The sequence below is a fragment of the Pseudomonas sp. KH_017 genome (genome assembly GCF_057840285.1).
Genome location: NZ_CM174509.1, coordinates 4,507,149 through 4,522,462, shown reverse-complemented (window position 1 = coordinate 4,522,462; position 15,314 = coordinate 4,507,149). Strand labels below are relative to the sequence as shown.

At 60.6% G+C, this 15,314-nt stretch carries 13 protein-coding genes and 1 pseudogene; 7 read left to right on the top strand and 7 right to left on the bottom strand.

What is annotated here, in order from left to right:
• Positions 1–3 precede the first annotated feature (3 nt).
• On the bottom strand, positions 4–975 hold the full coding sequence (gmd, locus tag AC3IT6_RS20495; protein ID WP_489352363.1) for a GDP-mannose 4,6-dehydratase: 972 nt from the start codon (positions 973–975) through the stop codon (positions 4–6).
• Positions 972–1,886, bottom strand: coding sequence for a GDP-mannose 4,6-dehydratase (locus AC3IT6_RS20490; RefSeq protein WP_223443474.1), 915 nt, complete (start codon positions 1,884–1,886; stop codon positions 972–974). The genes gmd and AC3IT6_RS20490 overlap by 4 nt, the downstream gene beginning before the upstream one ends.
• Positions 1,887–2,309: 423 nt before the next feature.
• On the opposite strand from AC3IT6_RS20490, the gene AC3IT6_RS20485 reads away from it, so the two are divergent.
• From AC3IT6_RS20485 to AC3IT6_RS20465, 5 genes are read left to right on the top strand one after another with little or no spacing between them, the layout of a single operon-like run.
• Entirely contained in the window at positions 2,310–3,968 is a 1,659-nt protein-coding gene (locus AC3IT6_RS20485; RefSeq protein WP_489352361.1) for a glycosyltransferase, read from the top strand.
• On the top strand, positions 3,962–5,266 hold the full coding sequence (locus AC3IT6_RS20480) for a glycosyltransferase (RefSeq protein ID WP_489352359.1): 1,305 nt from the start codon (positions 3,962–3,964) through the stop codon (positions 5,264–5,266). Before AC3IT6_RS20485 ends, AC3IT6_RS20480 begins: the two co-directional genes overlap by 7 nt.
• Positions 5,263–6,129: a class I SAM-dependent methyltransferase gene (locus AC3IT6_RS20475; RefSeq protein ID WP_489352357.1), complete on the top strand. Its 867-nt coding sequence runs from the start codon at positions 5,263–5,265 to the stop codon at positions 6,127–6,129. Before AC3IT6_RS20480 ends, AC3IT6_RS20475 begins: the two co-directional genes overlap by 4 nt.
• On the top strand, positions 6,126–7,283 hold the full coding sequence (locus AC3IT6_RS20470; protein WP_489352355.1) for an acyltransferase family protein: 1,158 nt from the start codon (positions 6,126–6,128) through the stop codon (positions 7,281–7,283). Before AC3IT6_RS20475 ends, AC3IT6_RS20470 begins: the two co-directional genes overlap by 4 nt.
• Positions 7,277–8,110, top strand: a complete 834-nt coding sequence (locus AC3IT6_RS20465) for a class I SAM-dependent methyltransferase (RefSeq protein ID WP_489352353.1) — start codon at positions 7,277–7,279, stop codon at positions 8,108–8,110. Before AC3IT6_RS20470 ends, AC3IT6_RS20465 begins: the two co-directional genes overlap by 7 nt.
• A 77-nt stretch (positions 8,111–8,187) precedes the next feature.
• Here the strand turns inward: AC3IT6_RS20465 and AC3IT6_RS20460 are convergent, their stop codons facing one another.
• The 5 genes from AC3IT6_RS20460 to AC3IT6_RS20440 all read right to left on the bottom strand — a co-directional run bounded on the left by AC3IT6_RS20460 (position 8,188) and on the right by AC3IT6_RS20440 (position 13,412).
• Positions 8,188–8,976: an SDR family oxidoreductase gene (locus tag AC3IT6_RS20460; protein WP_489352351.1), complete on the bottom strand. Its 789-nt coding sequence runs from the start codon at positions 8,974–8,976 to the stop codon at positions 8,188–8,190.
• A 46-nt stretch (positions 8,977–9,022) separates the two neighbouring features.
• Entirely contained in the window at positions 9,023–10,570 is a 1,548-nt protein-coding gene (locus tag AC3IT6_RS20455; RefSeq protein WP_489352349.1) for an amino acid ABC transporter permease/ATP-binding protein, read from the bottom strand.
• Positions 10,571–10,634: 64 nt separating this feature from the next.
• The gene (locus AC3IT6_RS20450; RefSeq protein ID WP_489352347.1) at positions 10,635–11,429 is read right to left on the bottom strand and encodes an ABC transporter substrate-binding protein; all 795 of its coding nucleotides are present in this window, start codon (positions 11,427–11,429) and stop codon (positions 10,635–10,637) included.
• Positions 11,430–11,475: 46 nt separating this feature from the next.
• Entirely contained in the window at positions 11,476–12,546 is a 1,071-nt protein-coding gene (locus AC3IT6_RS20445) for an isopenicillin N synthase family dioxygenase (protein WP_489352345.1), read from the bottom strand.
• A gap of 14 nt (positions 12,547–12,560) precedes the next feature.
• Entirely contained in the window at positions 12,561–13,412 is an 852-nt protein-coding gene (locus AC3IT6_RS20440) for a sugar phosphate isomerase/epimerase family protein (protein ID WP_489352343.1), read from the bottom strand.
• 263 nt (positions 13,413–13,675) lie between these two features.
• Between AC3IT6_RS20440 and AC3IT6_RS20435 the strand changes: the two are divergent.
• Together AC3IT6_RS20435 and AC3IT6_RS20430 are read left to right on the top strand one after the other, a co-directional pair.
• Positions 13,676–14,020 (top strand): annotated as a pseudogene (locus tag AC3IT6_RS20435) (M20/M25/M40 family metallo-hydrolase); the annotation flags it as partial.
• 151 nt (positions 14,021–14,171) lie between these two features.
• On the top strand, positions 14,172–15,197 hold the full coding sequence (locus AC3IT6_RS20430; RefSeq protein WP_489352341.1) for a histone deacetylase family protein: 1,026 nt from the start codon (positions 14,172–14,174) through the stop codon (positions 15,195–15,197).
• Positions 15,198–15,314: the final 117 nt, after the last annotated feature.

Sequence of the window (15,314 nt, the reverse complement as noted above, 5' to 3'; positions counted from 1 at the left end):
GGCCTACTCCTTGGCGACGCGTTTCATGTCCGCATCCATCATCATGCGGATCAAGGTATCCAGATCGGTTTTTGGTTTCCAGCCCAGCACACGCTGGGCCTTGGCCGGGTTGCCGAGCAGCACTTCGACTTCGGCCGGGCGGAAGAACGCCGGGTCGATCTTCACGTAATCGCGGTAGTTCAGTCCCACATGATCGAAGGCGATCCGGCACATCTCGCGCACGGTGGTGGTGACGCCGGTGGCCACCACGAAGTCGTCGGGCTTGTCCTGTTGCAGCATCAGCCACATGGCTTCGACGTAGTCCCCGGCAAAGCCCCAGTCGCGCTTGGCGTCGATGTTGCCCAGGCGCAGTTCCTGCTGCTTGCCCTGCTTGATTCGGGCGGCGGCGTCGGTGACTTTGCGCGTCACGAACTCGATGCCGCGCAGCGGAGATTCATGGTTGAACAGAATGCCGCTGCTGGCGTGCAGGTTGAAGCTTTCGCGGTAGTTCACGGTGATCCAGTGGCCGTACAGCTTGGCCACGCCATAAGGGCTGCGCGGATAGAACGGCGTGTTCTCGTCCTGCTGCTCGGCCTGGATCAGGCCGAACATTTCGCTGGTGGACGCCTGGTAGAAACGTGTATGCGGGCTGAACTGACGAATCGCTTCGAGCAGGTGGGTAACGCCCAGGCCGTCGACGATGCCAGTGGTCACCGGTTGATCCCAGGAGGCCGCGACAAAGCTTTGCGCGGCGAGGTTGTAGACCTCGTCCGGCGCCGACTTGATCACCGCGCGCTGCACTGAACAGGCATCGGCCATGTCGCCGTCCAGGTAGACGATGTCCGCCTCGATTCCCATCTCGCGCAGGCGCCAGCGCGAGTCGCTGCTGCGACGCGCCACCAGGCCGTGGACTTTGTAGCCCTTGTCGAGCAACAGTTTCGCCAGATAAGCGCCATCCTGGCCGGTGATACCTGTGATCAATGCACTTTTAGTCATTCTTGTCGTACTCGCTTCTCCCAGTCGGACAGGATCGCCCGCAGGGATTGTTGTGTTGTGATTTCAGGCTTCCATTCGGTGGTTTGGGCCAGCCTGGCAGGGCTGCCACACACCCGACGCTGATCCGCGCGGCGAAGTCGCGCAGGGTCCTGGACCAGTTGCAGGTCGACCTGGGCAAGATCTGCCAGCTGTTCGATCAAACTGCGAATGCTCTGCTCGCGCCCCGAGCAAATGTTGTAGACCTGCCCCGGCGTACCTTTTTCCAGCAAGGCCAGGTAGGCCGAGACCACGTCCCCGACATCGAGGAAATCGCGCGTGACGTCGATGTCCCCGACCTCCAGTTGTGGCCCTTGCAGGCCTTGCTTGATCCGGCAGATCTGACGTGCGGCGCTGGCGATGACGAAGCTGTCTTTCTGCCCGGTTCCGATGTGGTTGAACGGGCGGGCAACCAGTACGGGCCAGTCTTCGCTCAGGCCCCATTGCAGGCTCAGGAACTCTGCCGACAGTTTGCTCACGGCATATGGGTTGCGCGGGCAGGGTGGTTGCAATTCAGTGATGGGCAAATCGGCTTCAGTGACCTGGCCATAGACATCACCGGAGCTGACGTACAGGAACGTGCCGGTGAATCCGCGCGCCTTGAGGGCTTGCAGCAGGTTCAGGGTGCCCAGCAGATTGATGTTCAGGGTGCGCGCCGGATCACGAAAGGCCTCCGGGACGAAAGTCTGGCCCGCCAAGTGAATCACCGCATCGGGCATTTGCGGCCACAAGCCTTCGAGGCTTTCCGGTACGCCGAGATCGTAGCGGCAAGGAACAGGCAGAAGCTCCCATTCCGAGGCATCGGCCTGCAAACGCGATTGGATGTGTTGCCCTGTGAATCCAGTCAGGCCCGTGACAAACAGACGTTTTTTCAACAGCGACCCCCCGGTCATACATTTCATCCAGTCCTACAGACCTGATGGAAGGGTCTCACGAATCAACAGGATCGCTCGCAAAGACAGATGAAATGTTTGTTGTAGTTGTTTGGTGGTCAATCTGTGCCATTTGCTCGGCAATTTCAACAGGTCCAACCGTGACTGATCAGTTCTCGTCAGCGTAGCCTGATTTATTCTCGTCGGGCGGTTCACGGATCCTCAACGGATGTGGTTAGAATGCCCCTCGTCACGATTACCCGGGGTTCTCCAGCGTCGCTTCGAAACTGCGAGAAACTGACCACTAAAACAAGAACGAAGACGGGCGGGAAGACGATGGACGAGCGCCAGTAAACACTGACTCGAACCGTATCCTCCCCGTCATAGCGTGAGGCTGCCGGGATGGCGGCGTCACCGTGGGATGCCATGAATTTCATTCTTTACTCCGACGTCAACGACAGCTCCATCAGCCAGAGTCTCGGCCGTCCCGAGTACAGTTACTACTTCGTGCTCAAGGCGTATCGACCGCGGTTCGAAAGCCTCGGACCGGTGCATGTGGTGTCATCGGCCGCCGAGGTCGACCCACTGTATCGGCAGTTGCAGCAGGCCGGTCAGGACTGCCTGTTCATTTCGTTCGCACCACCGCACAAGACCCCCACCGACTTGCAATGCCCGATGGTGTGCGTGGTCGCCTGGGAGTTCGACACCATTCCCGCCGAGCACTGGGACAACGATCCGCGTCAAGACTGGAGCCAGACACTGGCGCGCCTGGGGCGGGTGATCACCTTGTCCACCCACACCGCCGAAGCCATCCGCCGGACCCTGGGCGACGACTTCCCGGTGCTGGTGCTGCCGACGCCTTTGTGGGAACGCTTCGCCGACATCCGCCAGCAATATCCCGGTACGCCGGTGAACGCGGGCACCACGTTGCAGATCAAGGGTTGCATCCTGGACAGTCGCTCGATGGGGTTGTCCGCCGATGGTTTGATCGCGCCTCTGATCGAGCAACCGCCGCAGGAAATCGTCGAACCCGAGTCAGAACAAGAATCCGACCCGGTACCGGAACCAGCGCCACCGTTGACCCCGCGGCGACGCCTCTTCATCACCAAGCATTACCTGCGCGAAGCCTGTCGAGCGTTTTCGAATGAGAGCGAGCACTCGACGCTGTTCCTGCTTAAACACAACCTGCTGTTGTGGTACCGCGAAGCCGTTCGCGATCTGGTACCGGATGTCGTTCGTCCATGGCTGGCCAGGTTTCGCACGCCTCAACCGTTGCCGGTTGAACCTGCCGTCAGCGAAGCGCCCGCGCCGGATGCGCCTGCAATCAGCCAAGCCCCTTTGCAGGACGAGCATCCACAAGCGGCTTTCCCCGACACCAGCCAAACGGTGGAAATCGAGGTCGATGGCGTCATCTACGTGAGCGTGTTCAACCCCGATGACGGGCGCAAGAACTGGCACCACCTGATCACGGCGTTCTGCTGGGCGCTGCGTGATGTGCAAGACGCCACGCTCGTGTTGAAGATGACCCAGAACGACCTTTCGACCTATTACGTCGAGCTCATCACCTTGCTGTCCCAGCTCTCGCCCTTCGCCTGTCGCGTGGTGGTCATGCACGGTTATCTGCAGGACGAGCAGTTCGCCCGGCTCTATGGCGCGGCGAGTTACTACGTCAACGCTTCACGCTGCGAAGGCCTGTGCCTGCCGCTGATGGAGTTCATGTCCTGCGCCAGGCCTGTCATCGCCCCGAACCACACGGCGATGCGCGACTACATCGACGAGCGTGTGGCCTTCGTCGTCAAGTCCAGCCAGGAGCCGACGATCTGGCCGGAAGACGCGCGCATCCTGTACCGCACCTTGCGCCACCGTCCGGACTGGGGCTCGTTGAAAATGGCTTATGAGAACAGCTACTCGATGGCAAAGAACCAGCCGGATGCCTGGCAGGCCATGGCGGATGCGGCCAGCGAACGCATGCACGCGTACTGCAGCTTCGCCCCGGTGCAGCAGCGTCTGGCGCTGTTCTTCAAACAGGAACCTGCCCGTGACGTCGTGCCGCTGGTTGCCGAAACGGGGGCTGCATCGTGCTGATCATCATTCATTCGGAAACCAACAAGAGCAACATCCAGCAGAACCTGGGGCGGCCCGAGTACAGCTATTACTTTGTCCTCAAGGAATTCCGCCCGGTGCTCGAACGGCTGGGGCAGGTGATCGAGGTCAGCAACCCGGACGAGCTGGTCGACCGGCTGTATTTTGATTGCCTGAGCCGGGGCGAAGACTGTGTGTTCCTGTCCTTCTCCCCGCCGCATCGCACGCCGGTCCACTACGCGTGCCCGACGATCCCGGTGTTCGCCTGGGAGTTCAGCACCATTCCCACCGAGAGCTGGCAGGGCGAACCACGGCATGACTGGCGGATGGTGCTGGGCGCCAGCGGGACGGCGATTACCCACTCCAGTTTTACCGTGAATGCCGTGCGCGATGTGATGGGCCCCGATTATCCGATCAGCGCTATCGCGGCGCCTGTCTGGGACCGTTTTGCCGCCCGTGGCGAGCTACTGGACAAGCGTCCGGTCGTGGGCCCCACGCGCCTGAACCTGCGCGGGCTGTTGATCGACAGTCGCACCACGGACTTGCGCCCCTACGGCCCCGAACGCTTGCGCGAGGGCACGCCGATCGCCTTTGACCAGCCGCCGCGCGACTGTGAGCTGCTGCTCGAGGGCGTGGTCTACACCTCGGTGTTCAATCCCTACGACGGACGCAAGAACTGGAAGGACATGATCAGTGCGTTCTGCACCGCCTTCCGCGACACGCCCGACGCGACCCTGGTGCTCAAGCTCACGCACCATGACATCGCCAACGCGCTGAACGACATGCTGCACCACGTCTACAAGAATCAGTCCTATCAGTGCCGCATCGTGCTGATCCACGGCTATCTGTCCGACATCGACTACGAGCGCCTGGTCGAGGCCACCAGTTACGTCGTCAACTGCTCCTACGGTGAAGGGCAGTGCCTGCCGTTGATGGAGTTCATGTCCTGCGGCAAGCCGGCGATTGCGCCGCTGAACACCGCCATGGCCGACTACATCGACCGTGACGACGCGTTTATCGTCGAAGGCACCGACGAACTGACATCCTGGCCCCACGATCCTCGGGCAGCGTATCGCACTCTGCGTTACGTCACGGATTGGGACTCGCTGTGCACGGCATTTTCCACCAGCCATGACGTCGCCAGGCAAGACGTCGAGCGCTATCAACGGATGTCGGCCCATGCCGTGCGCCGCCTGCAGGGATTCTGCAGCCAGGCCGTTGCCGAGCAGCGCCTGAAGGCGGTGTTCGAGCAATTGCTGCAACGGCGTGAAGCAAACTGCGCACAAGCGTCGGGCACATGATTCGGCGCCTGCTTGCGAAGTTGCGGCCCGCACCGGTAGCGGTCGCCCAGCCAGAAACGCGGGTCTCGCCCAGGGACATCGGTTTGTACGATGCCCTGCTCGACGGCTGGTTTCTCGGCGACAGCGGTGAATTGCTCAAGGGGTTTGCCATCACCGCCGACGACACCTTGCTGGATGTCGGTTGCGGTGAAGGGGTGGCGACTTTGTTCGCGGTCCGCCAGGGCGCTTCGGTGATCTTCACCGACAGTGAACACGACAAGGTCCGCGAGCTTGCCTGGCAAGTGGCGGCACAATCGGACAAACCGAACCTGGGTCTGGTCAGCAACAGTTTGCCGCTGCCATTGGCCGACGGCTGCGCCAGCAAAGTCGTGTGCATGGAAGTGCTGGAACACATCGATCAGCCAGAACCCTTCATGGCCGAACTGGTGCGCATGGGCCGCCCCGGCGCGCTGTACCTGCTGAGCGTACCGTCCCCGGTGGGCGAGCATCTGCAGAAAGGCATTGCTCCGGCCAGCTATTTTCAATCGCCCAATCACGTGCAGATTTTCAGCCCCGAGCGATTCGCCGCGCTGGTGGAAGACGCGGGCCTGGTCATCGAGCATCGCCAGGCCACCGGGTTTTTCTGGGTCATGGGCATGATTTTTTTCTGGGCCAGCGAGCGGGCTGCCGGGCGTGAATTGGGTGGCGCGGTTCGCGACCGGATTCAGGCACCGTATCCGCCGCTGATGGAGAGCTGGGCGAAAACCTGGCAGGACTTGCTGGCCCAGCCCGACGGGTTGGCGATCAAGCAGATGCTGGACCGGTTCATGCCCAAGAGCCAGGTGATCATTGCTCGCAAACCTCATGTCCAGGAGGGCGCATGAGCAACGAAAAACGGATCATGGACATCGAGTTGCTGCGCGGCATTGCGGTGCTTGGCGTGTTGTTTCATCACCTGCAGGACAGCCTGTTCGCGGCGTCTGTGCCGTTGTTGCAGGCCATCACGCTGTACAGCCAGCCGTGGTGGGGCGTGGATCTGTTCTTCGCGATCTCGGGCTTCGTCATTGCCCGCAGCCTGATCCCGGCCTTGCGCCGCTGCACCACGCGTCAGGAGTATTGGCAACAGACGCGCAATTTCTGGTTGCGCCGGGCCTTTCGTTTGCTGCCGTCGGCCTGGTTATGGCTGGCGCTGATGTTGCTGGCGTGCCTTTTTCTCAACCACTCCGGCGCGTTCGGCACCCTGCACGCGAACCTTCAGGCGACCCTGGCCGGCGTCGCGCAGTACGCCAATTTCCGCTTTGCCGACAGTTTTTATCGCTACGAGTACGGCACCAGTTTCGTGTACTGGAGCCTGTCGCTGGAGGAGCAGTTCTACCTGCTGTTTCCGCTGATGATCGTGCTGTTTCGCAAGCACCTGGTGTGGGCGTTGCTGGCGCTGGTTGCGCTGCAATTGTTGACCTTGCGCACGCCGATCCTGATGGTGGTGCGCACCGACGCGCTGGCCCTTGGCGTGCTGTTGGCGATGTGGAGCGTGCAGCCTTCGTACCGGCGTTGGGAGCCGACTTTCCTGCGTCGCCCCTGGGCCGGCTTGTCGGCATTGGTCGGGATTGCATTGGTGCTCGGTTTCATGGCGACGGACCGTTTCACCTTTACCCATTACCGGATCGGTGTGATTGCGCTGTTGTGCGCGCTGCTGGTGTGGATCGCGTCCTACAACCGCGATTACCTGATGCCCAAGGGAACGTTCAAGAACCTGATGACCTGGGTCGGCAGTCGTTCCTACGGGATTTACTTGATCCACATCCCGGCCTACTTGCTGGTTCGTGAGTTCATTTGCCGTTTACAGGCTGCCGGGCTACCCAGTCCGGCTGGCCATCCGATTCTGATGTTGCTGATGGCTGGCGGCCTGATCATGCTGCTGAGCGAACTCAACTATCGCTTCATTGAAATGCCCATGCGCAACCGCGGTGCCTCGCTGGTCAAACGCCTGGGCACCTCCCGAACAGCCGTCCCATCCTCTGGAGCCACCTCATGCTGAGCCTTTTGAAGAAACTCACGGCGGGCACGCCCGCGCCTGTGCAGCCAGAGACACCGCCCGCGGCGCCAGTGGCGGAGAAGGTCGACCCCTACATGCTCGGCCTGCACGATGCGATGCTCAGCGGCTGGTTCAATCAGCAGACCGGCGAACTGTTCACCGGATTCCCGGTGGCCCCCGAAGACACACTGCTGGATGTCGGCTGTGGCGACGGCGGCAATGTGCATTTCTGCGGGATGCGCGGGGCGAAGATCATCATCGCCGATATCGATGCGGCCAAGGTCGAGGCGACCCGCCAGCGCCTGGGCGATACACCTGCCCGGGACGTCGAATGCCATGTCACCGACTGCAACCCGCTGCCGATAGCCGATGCGACCGCCACGCGGGTGGTGTCCACCGAAGTCATCGAGCACGTGGACGATCCGGCGCAGTTCCTCGCTGAACTGGTGCGCGTCGGCAAACCGGGCGCGTTGTATCTGCTGAGCGTCCCGCACCCCAGCTCCGAAGACCTGCAGAAAGATATCGCGGCGGCGGAGTATTTCCAGAAGCCCAACCACATCCGCATCATCAGCGAGGAGCAGTTCAAGGCGATGGTCAGCGATGCCGGCCTGGAAGTGATCAGCCACAGCCAGTACGGATTCTACTGGTCGATGTGGATGCTGCTGTTCTGGGAAGCCAAGGTCGATTTCAGCAACCCGGACCATCCGTTGCTCAACCACTGGGCGGATACCTGGCAGGCGATCCTGGCTTCGCCACGGGGTACGCAGATCAAGCAGGCGCTGGATGCGGTGGTGGCGAAAAGTCAGGTGATCATTGCGCGCAAACCCTGATTAGCCGCCTGTGTGAGCGACGGTCTTCACCAGGCCGTCCGGCACCACCATGCGGTGCCGATCCGGTTGGCGGCCCATTATTGGCTGGAGCGAACAGCCCCACCATCAATCAACAGATTCTGCCCGGTCAGGTAGCCCGCATGACTGCTGCAAACGAAGGCACACAGCGCACCGAATTCCTCGGCTGAGCCGAAGCGTTTGGCGGGAATTTCGCTGCGGCATTGGTCAAGGAATACCTCGCTGTCCTGCCCCGACTCCTGAGCAGCAGCGACCAGGTTGTCACGCAGTCGATCGGTGTCGAACGAGCCCGGTTGCAGGTTGTTGATCGTCACATTGCGACTGGCAATGTTTTCTTGCCGGGCAAGCCCTGCGACAAACCCCGTCAGGCCACTGCGTGCGCCGTTGGACAGACCCAGGCTTTCGATAGGGGACTTCACGGCACTCGACGTGATGTTGATGATCCGGCCAAATCCGCGTGCCGCCATACCGTCGACCGTGGCCTTGATCAGCTCGATAGGCGTCAGCATGTTGGCATCCAGCGCCTTGAGCCAGACGTCGCGATTCCATTCGCGGAAATCCCCGGGAGGAGGGCCACCCGCGTTGTTGATCAAGATATCGAAATGCCCGTGGGCCGTGAGCGCTGCCGCCCGACCCTCGGGCGTCGAAATATCTCCGGCGACGGCGATGACCGTCACTTCAGGATTGATCGCCCTGAGCTGACGGGCTGTTTCATTCAGCGTCTGTTCGCCGCGTGCGGTGATCACTACGTTCACGCCTTCGTTAACGAGTGCCTGTGCGCAGGCTTTGCCCAGACCTTTGCTGGCGGCGCATACCAGCGCCCAGCGTCCTGCTATTCCCAGATTCATGTACGTTTTCCTGAAAGAAGGAAGTTCGAAGAAAGTGGTTGTCTGTTCACGCATGATCCAGCGTTGCAGACAGGCTCGGCGATCGAGTACTGATGCCCATGAAGCGCCGTACTCTTTCTCCTACGGCATCGCATCGTATGGTTTGCGGTGCGGCATCCAGTTGGATATTACCGTTCTCCATGAAGACGACCCGGTCGGATATCGACATGGCAAAGTCCATTTCGTGGGTCACGATCAGCATGGTCATGCCTTCTTTGGCCAGGTCGCGGATCACGTTCAGCACGTCGTTGACCAGTTCCGGGTCGAGGGCCGAGGTCGGCTCGTCGAACAGCATGATCTGCGGCTCCATCGCCAGGGCTCGAGCGATCGCCACGCGCTGTTGCTGCCCGCCGGAGAGCTGGTGCGGGTACTTGTGGGCATGGGCCAGCAGGCCGACCTTGTCCAGTAGCGCATAGGCTCGATGTTCACTCAGCTCGCCCGGCTGGCCGTGGTAACGCGGTGCCAGCGTGACGTTGTCGAGAATGGTGCGGTGCGGGAACAGGTTGAAGTTCTGGAACACCATGCCGATGTGCCGCACGCCTTTGCGCAGGCGGGAGCTGTTGGGTTTGTCCGACGCTTCGATGAATTTTTCACCGAACAACAGAATGTCGCCGGTATCGATGGTTTCCAGGCCGTTGACCGTGCGAATCAGCGACGTCTTGCCGGAGCCGGATGGCCCGATGATCGAGACCACCTGGCCGTATCCGACATTCAGGTCGATACCCATCAGCACCTTGTGGGTGCCATAGCTCTTCTGGATGTTCTTCAATTGCAGGATGGGCGTCGCGTTGTTGCCGGCAGCTTTGCGCGCAGTGTCGGGCAACGCTTCGGCGCTAGCCCTGAACCGGTCGATGGTGGCCGTGTCGAGCGTGTGCGGCTTGCGGAAGTTCAGGTCCAGGTAGCGCTCCAGGCGCTGCAGGAAGTAACCGAACACGGTGACGATCAACACATAATAGACGCCTACCGCCGCCAGGGTTTCCATGACCAGGAAGTTGGTGGCATAGAGGCGTTGGCCGACCGTGAGGATTTCGGTCAGGGAGATGACCGAGACCAGCGAGGTCAGCTTGACCACCGTGATGTATTCATTGATCAGCGTGGGCAGCGAAATACGGAACGCCTGGGGGATCACGATCAGGCGTTGCATGCCGAACAGGCCGACACCCAGCGCGCGCCCGGCTTCCTTCTGACCCTTGGCCACGGAGATCAGGCCGCCACGATGGATTTCCGCCATGTACGCAGCTTCCGTGACCACCAGCGCCAGCAACCCTGCGTAGAAGGGGTTGGACAGAATCGGTCCGCTACCGGGAAACAATTGCGGCAGGTTGTAGACGAAGACCACCAGCACCAGCAACGGGATGCTGCGGAAGAACCAGATGTAGACCGCTGCGGGAATGCGCAACAGGGGCGTTTGGGACAGCTTGGCTGTGGCCAGGACAAAACCCAGCAGCATGCCGATGAACCAGGCCAAAGCACTGAGCTGGACCACCGTGACGCAGGCCTTCCAGAAGTCCGGCAGGGAGAACAGGGATAAGAAATACGACCAATCGAATTGCATGGGGCACCTCGATCTGCCGCCCCGGTGCAGGGGAGGCAGATGACCAGACTACAAGGACAGGTTCTTAGTTGGCAGTCGGTTCTTCCAAGCCATATTTCTGGAGAATTGCCGCGTATTCACCGCTCTTTTTGCTCTCCTCGAAGGCCTTTTGCACGGCCTGGTAGGTTTCGTCGTTACCCTTCTTGACGAAGATGCCCAGGGTTTGCTGATAAATCGGATGCTCGGTGGTGATCACTACCCGGCCATTGGTCTTTTCCGCGATCATTTTTGCCGCGCCAGCGATTTCAACCTGGGCCTGGATGTTCTTGGACAACAGGGCCTGGGTCACTTCGGGTGCCGAGGGGTATTCGCTGACGGTGATCGCGCCTTTGTTGTTCGGCACGCAGTATTCATCGGACAGCTTGCGGAATTCCTTGACCCAGGTAGTGCCCTGTTCCAGGCCCAGTTTCAGGCCGCACAGGTCTTCAGGCTTCTTCGCATTGATCTCGCTGCCCTTGGGCACCATGACCGCGGCACCGGTGTTTGCATAGGCGATGGTCTGGGCCTGGGTCTGGCGCTCCGGTGTGATGTACATGCCGGAAATGATCGCGTCGTACTTGCCGGAGTTCAGGCCGAGGATCAGGCTCGGGAACTTGGTGTCGACGAACTCCACCTTGGCGCTCATGTGCTTGGCCAGTGACGTTGCCAGTTCGGGGTCGGAACCCACCACGTTTTTGTCCTTGTCATAGGACTCGAAGGGCGGGTAAGTGATCTCCATGCCGACCTTGAACGTATCTGCCGCGGCCATGCTCACCGAGGCACCGAACATACCGGCTGCCAATACAGCCAGGCTCAAAAGGTTTTTCTTGTTGTTTTTCATGATGTGCTGACTCCGGCGTAGGTAGGGGTTTAGCTGAAAACTTCAATCAGGACGGTTGAGCCTGATTTTTCAAATGTCCGAAACTGGCGGGCTTGCGTGCCTTGCCTGGCAGTTGAACGTCCCCGCTGGCCACCCTCTGGCGCAGATACCGATAGGTCTGCAGCGCCTGGCCATACATGTGTTCGCCGATAGTTAGTTCTTCGTAGTCGTTGCCTGCCTGGGCGAACCCGGGCAGCGGTCTGATCTGGGTGTGATAGTCGCAGGCGTAAAACAGCGGAAAGGAATAACGCTCCTCCTTCACGCTGCGCACCCGGTGCGCGGTGGCAACGAAAGCGCCTGCCGTCATCACTTCCAGCATGTCGCCGATGTTGACGACAAAGGCATCGGCAATCGGTGGTGCATCGATCCATTGGCCAAGACTGTTCATCACCTCAAGGCCCGGTTTGTCGGCCAAAAGGATGGTGAAGCACTCGTAGTCAGTATGGGCGCCAAGACCCGGTGCGTCATGGGCGGCACCGTCGAAGGGGTAGTGGATCAGGCGCAGCTTGGACGGCGGACGGGTAACCAGGCTGTCGAAATAGTTCTCTTCCAGTCCCAGGGTCAGGGCGAAGCCGCCGAACAAGCGCCGGCCCAAGGCAAAGATGGCTTCATAGTAGGCCTGCACCGACGCCTTGAAACCTTGCAGCTGCGGCCAGTCGTTGGGCCCCAGCAATGGGGTGTTGGCCAGCACCAGCGGGTCATCGGCCGGGACTTCGAAGCCGACGTCGAAGGCTTCCTTGTGGTCCGGCTTGCCCTTGGAATAGACCTCTTCGCCTTCGGGCACAAAGCCCTTGTGGGTTTGCGAGGCGCCGATGTAGTGGCGCATCTTGGCGTCCAGGGGCTGGTCGAAAAAGTCCTTGGCAGCCTTGCGCAGGTTGGCGATCAGTTGCGGGTCGATACCGTGATCGGTGATGTAGAGGAACCCGACCTCGCTGGCGGCGCGCCCCAATTGTTCGGCCACGGCCAGACGGTGTTCCAGTTCAAAACTGAACAGACCGGCGATGTTGACCACCGGGATGCTATTGAAGTTGGCTCTGTGTGTGTCATTGCTTGCGCTGTTGTTTTTGTTGTCAGGCATGACGCATCGGCTCCCTAAGGATGGCTTGAGTGGCTGAAACGGTCGAAGTGTTCGCGTTCGGTCTGGCCCATCCACACGTTCAATGACCACAGGTCGGCGACCGGGACATTGGTGAAGGGCAAATGATGCAGGTAGCCGTCGGCGCCGAATTCCGGGGTCAGGGTGCTGACCTGGTAACCGCGGGCTTGCTGCGAGCGCCAGATGCTTTCCCAGTGCTGCTGATGGAAGGCCAGTTCCCTTGCATATTCGGGAGCCGCCGGGTGCGGAACCTGCGGTCCCTGGTCATAACCGACCCGGGCCTGGATATGGTGCACCCGCTCGATGAAAGCGCTCAGGTCATCGGCCGGGTCATTCAACAGGCGCTCGCAGGTCACGACCCAATGGCTGATGTCACTGGTGAACAACAGATCGGGCAATTGCCGGATCAACTCGAGGGTCACCCAGGGGTTGAACAGCGAACGCGAGCGGTGGGTTTCAAAGCTGCAGACCTGGCCGTGCTTGCGCGCCAGATCCAGCGCCTGGCCAAAAAAATCCACTTGTTGTGGCAAGGACCAGCGGTCATTGCCCGCCAGCACGTTGACGAAGCGTGGGCCGAGTTCGGCAGCCCAGGCGAGTTTCCGGTCGAGGTCATCGAGGTGGACGGCAGGCGTTGCCGACTGCTCCGGCAGCACGTCGTACGCGGTGAAGACTGTGCTGATATAGCCCAGGCGATTGGCCTGCAGAAAAGCGCCAAACTCGCTCCGTTCACGGGCGTCCAGTGGCAGGCGTGCCTCCATGCCATCAAAGCCCGCTTGCAGCAACTCCTCGAGCGCCTGAGCCTTGCTGGCGGTATAGCCCCACAGCGTGCGGAAAATTTCCAGCTTCATCGGTGATCCTCAAAAATCCCAAGGCCTACTGCAAATGCACTTCGACGGCGCCAGGCTGCCAAGAGGCTGGTTCGCTGTGGAGCCGATGTTAGGCACAGGCCGCGCACTGAAAGAATCTGAAAGTTCAAATGAATACTTCAGGCTTTCATTAACAAATAGCTAGCTACTTATCCCGTTGGCCAGGAGGGGTTTTGAGGGCGAGTATGTGACTACGTTGGATATTAGAGAGATGCCACTGTTACGGCATCATTTTGAAGAGTCCCAAGCAACAGGTCCGTGCGCGGCTGCCGGCGATAGCCGACGCTCGCGGTTTGAACCTGGCGATCACCCCGCACTGGATCAGCCCGGCGACGCCGTTCGACGCGGACTGCGTGGCGGCGGTGCAACAGGCCGTGGACGCCCTGGGCTACGCTCAGCAATCGATTGTCAGCGGCGCCGGGCATGACGCGATCCACCTGGCGCGGTACTGCCCGACGGCCATGGTGTTCATCCCGTGCGTGGGTGGCTTGAGCCACAACGAAGCCGAAGACGTGCTGCCTGAAGATGTGCTCCAGGGCACGGATGTGTTGCTCAACGCGGTGTTGGCCCGCGCCGGAAGCACTGAATAAACACGATCCCTGTGGGAGCGAGCTTGCTCGCGATAGCGGTGGGTCAGTCACCATCAATTTTGAATGTGCTGGCCTCATCGCGAGCAAGCTCGCTCCCACAGTTGAATGTGGTTGGTTTCAAGATCTACGTTAACTGACAGGTATTCATCCCATGCGCAGTTTTTTCCACCCAGAACAATTGCTCCACCATCCACGCAGTTACTACTCCCGTGGCCAGATGCGCACGCCGCAGGAAGTGCCGGAGCGTGTGCAGCGTCTGGTGCAGGCGTCTCATGTATTGGGTTTCAATGTCGAGCAACCGGCCGATGCCGGGCTCGATCCGCTGCTGGCGGTGCATGGCGCACCGTACCTGAGGTTCTTGCAGGAGGCCCATCAGCGCTGGAAAGAGATTCCCGAGGATTGGGGCGACGAGGTGATGTCGAATATCTTCGTCCGCGAGCCCAATGCCCTGCGCGGGATTCTCGCGCAAGCGGCGCGCTATCTGGCCGATGGCAGTTGCCCGGTGGGCGAGCAAACCTGGCGTTCGGCTTACTGGTCGGCGCAAAGCGCCATCGCCGGGGCCCGGGCGTTGCTCGATGGCGAGCCGGCAGCCTATGCCCTGTGCCGTCCACCGGGCCACCACGCCCGGGCCGAAGCGGCGGGTGGTTTCTGTTATGTGAACAACGCGGCGGTGGCGGCGCAGGTATTGCGCGCCGGTTTTTCGCGGGTAGCGGTGCTGGATACCGACATGCACCACGGCCAGGGCATTCAGGAAATTTTCTACGACCGTGACGACGTGCTCTACGTTTCGGTCCATGGCGATCCGACCAACTTCTATCCGGGCGTCGCAGGTTTTGCCGATGAGCGCGGTGTCGGGGCGGGCGAGGGTTTCAACCTCAACCTTCCGATGGCCCATGGCGCCAGCGAGGCAGATTTTCTCGGGCAATTGGATGTAGCACTCAAGGCGGTGACGGACTTTGGCGCCGAGGTGCTGGTGCTGTCCCTGGGCTTCGATATTTTCGAACTGGACCCGCAGAGCAAAGTGGCGGTGACACGGGAAGGGTTTGCCGTGCTTGGTGAGCGGATTCGCAGCCTGGGGTTGCCGTGCCTGATCGTGCAGGAGGGCGGGTATCACCTGGAGAGTCTGGAGGATAATGCCAAGGCGTTTTTTGTGAACCCTGAGGTGTGGCAACTCTGAGATCTTGGGTGTCTGGAAGATCGCTTTCGCGGGCAAGCCCGCTCCCACACTTGTCCGATGTTGACCACACATTTTTGGTTCACACGGTCAAGTGTGGGAGCGGGCTTGCTCGCGAAG

What these genes read in the sequence shown, in the direction of transcription:
- gmd (WP_489352363.1), bottom strand. Translation starts at nt 975, where the DNA reads ATGACTAAAAGTGCATTGATCACAGGTATCACCGGCCAGGATGGCGCT.
- AC3IT6_RS20485 (WP_489352361.1), top strand. Translation starts at nt 2,310, where the DNA reads ATGAATTTCATTCTTTACTCCGACGTCAACGACAGCTCCATCAGCCAG.
- AC3IT6_RS20475 (WP_489352357.1), top strand. Translation starts at nt 5,263, where the DNA reads ATGATTCGGCGCCTGCTTGCGAAGTTGCGGCCCGCACCGGTAGCGGTC.
- AC3IT6_RS20470 (WP_489352355.1), top strand. Translation starts at nt 6,126, where the DNA reads ATGAGCAACGAAAAACGGATCATGGACATCGAGTTGCTGCGCGGCATT.
- AC3IT6_RS20465 (WP_489352353.1), top strand. Translation starts at nt 7,277, where the DNA reads ATGCTGAGCCTTTTGAAGAAACTCACGGCGGGCACGCCCGCGCCTGTG.
- AC3IT6_RS20460 (WP_489352351.1), bottom strand. Translation starts at nt 8,976, where the DNA reads ATGAATCTGGGAATAGCAGGACGCTGGGCGCTGGTATGCGCCGCCAGC.
- AC3IT6_RS20455 (WP_489352349.1), bottom strand. Translation starts at nt 10,570, where the DNA reads ATGCAATTCGATTGGTCGTATTTCTTATCCCTGTTCTCCCTGCCGGAC.
- AC3IT6_RS20450 (WP_489352347.1), bottom strand. Translation starts at nt 11,429, where the DNA reads ATGAAAAACAACAAGAAAAACCTTTTGAGCCTGGCTGTATTGGCAGCC.
- AC3IT6_RS20445 (WP_489352345.1), bottom strand. Translation starts at nt 12,546, where the DNA reads ATGCCTGACAACAAAAACAACAGCGCAAGCAATGACACACACAGAGCC.
- AC3IT6_RS20440 (WP_489352343.1), bottom strand. Translation starts at nt 13,412, where the DNA reads ATGAAGCTGGAAATTTTCCGCACGCTGTGGGGCTATACCGCCAGCAAG.
- AC3IT6_RS20430 (WP_489352341.1), top strand. Translation starts at nt 14,172, where the DNA reads ATGCGCAGTTTTTTCCACCCAGAACAATTGCTCCACCATCCACGCAGT.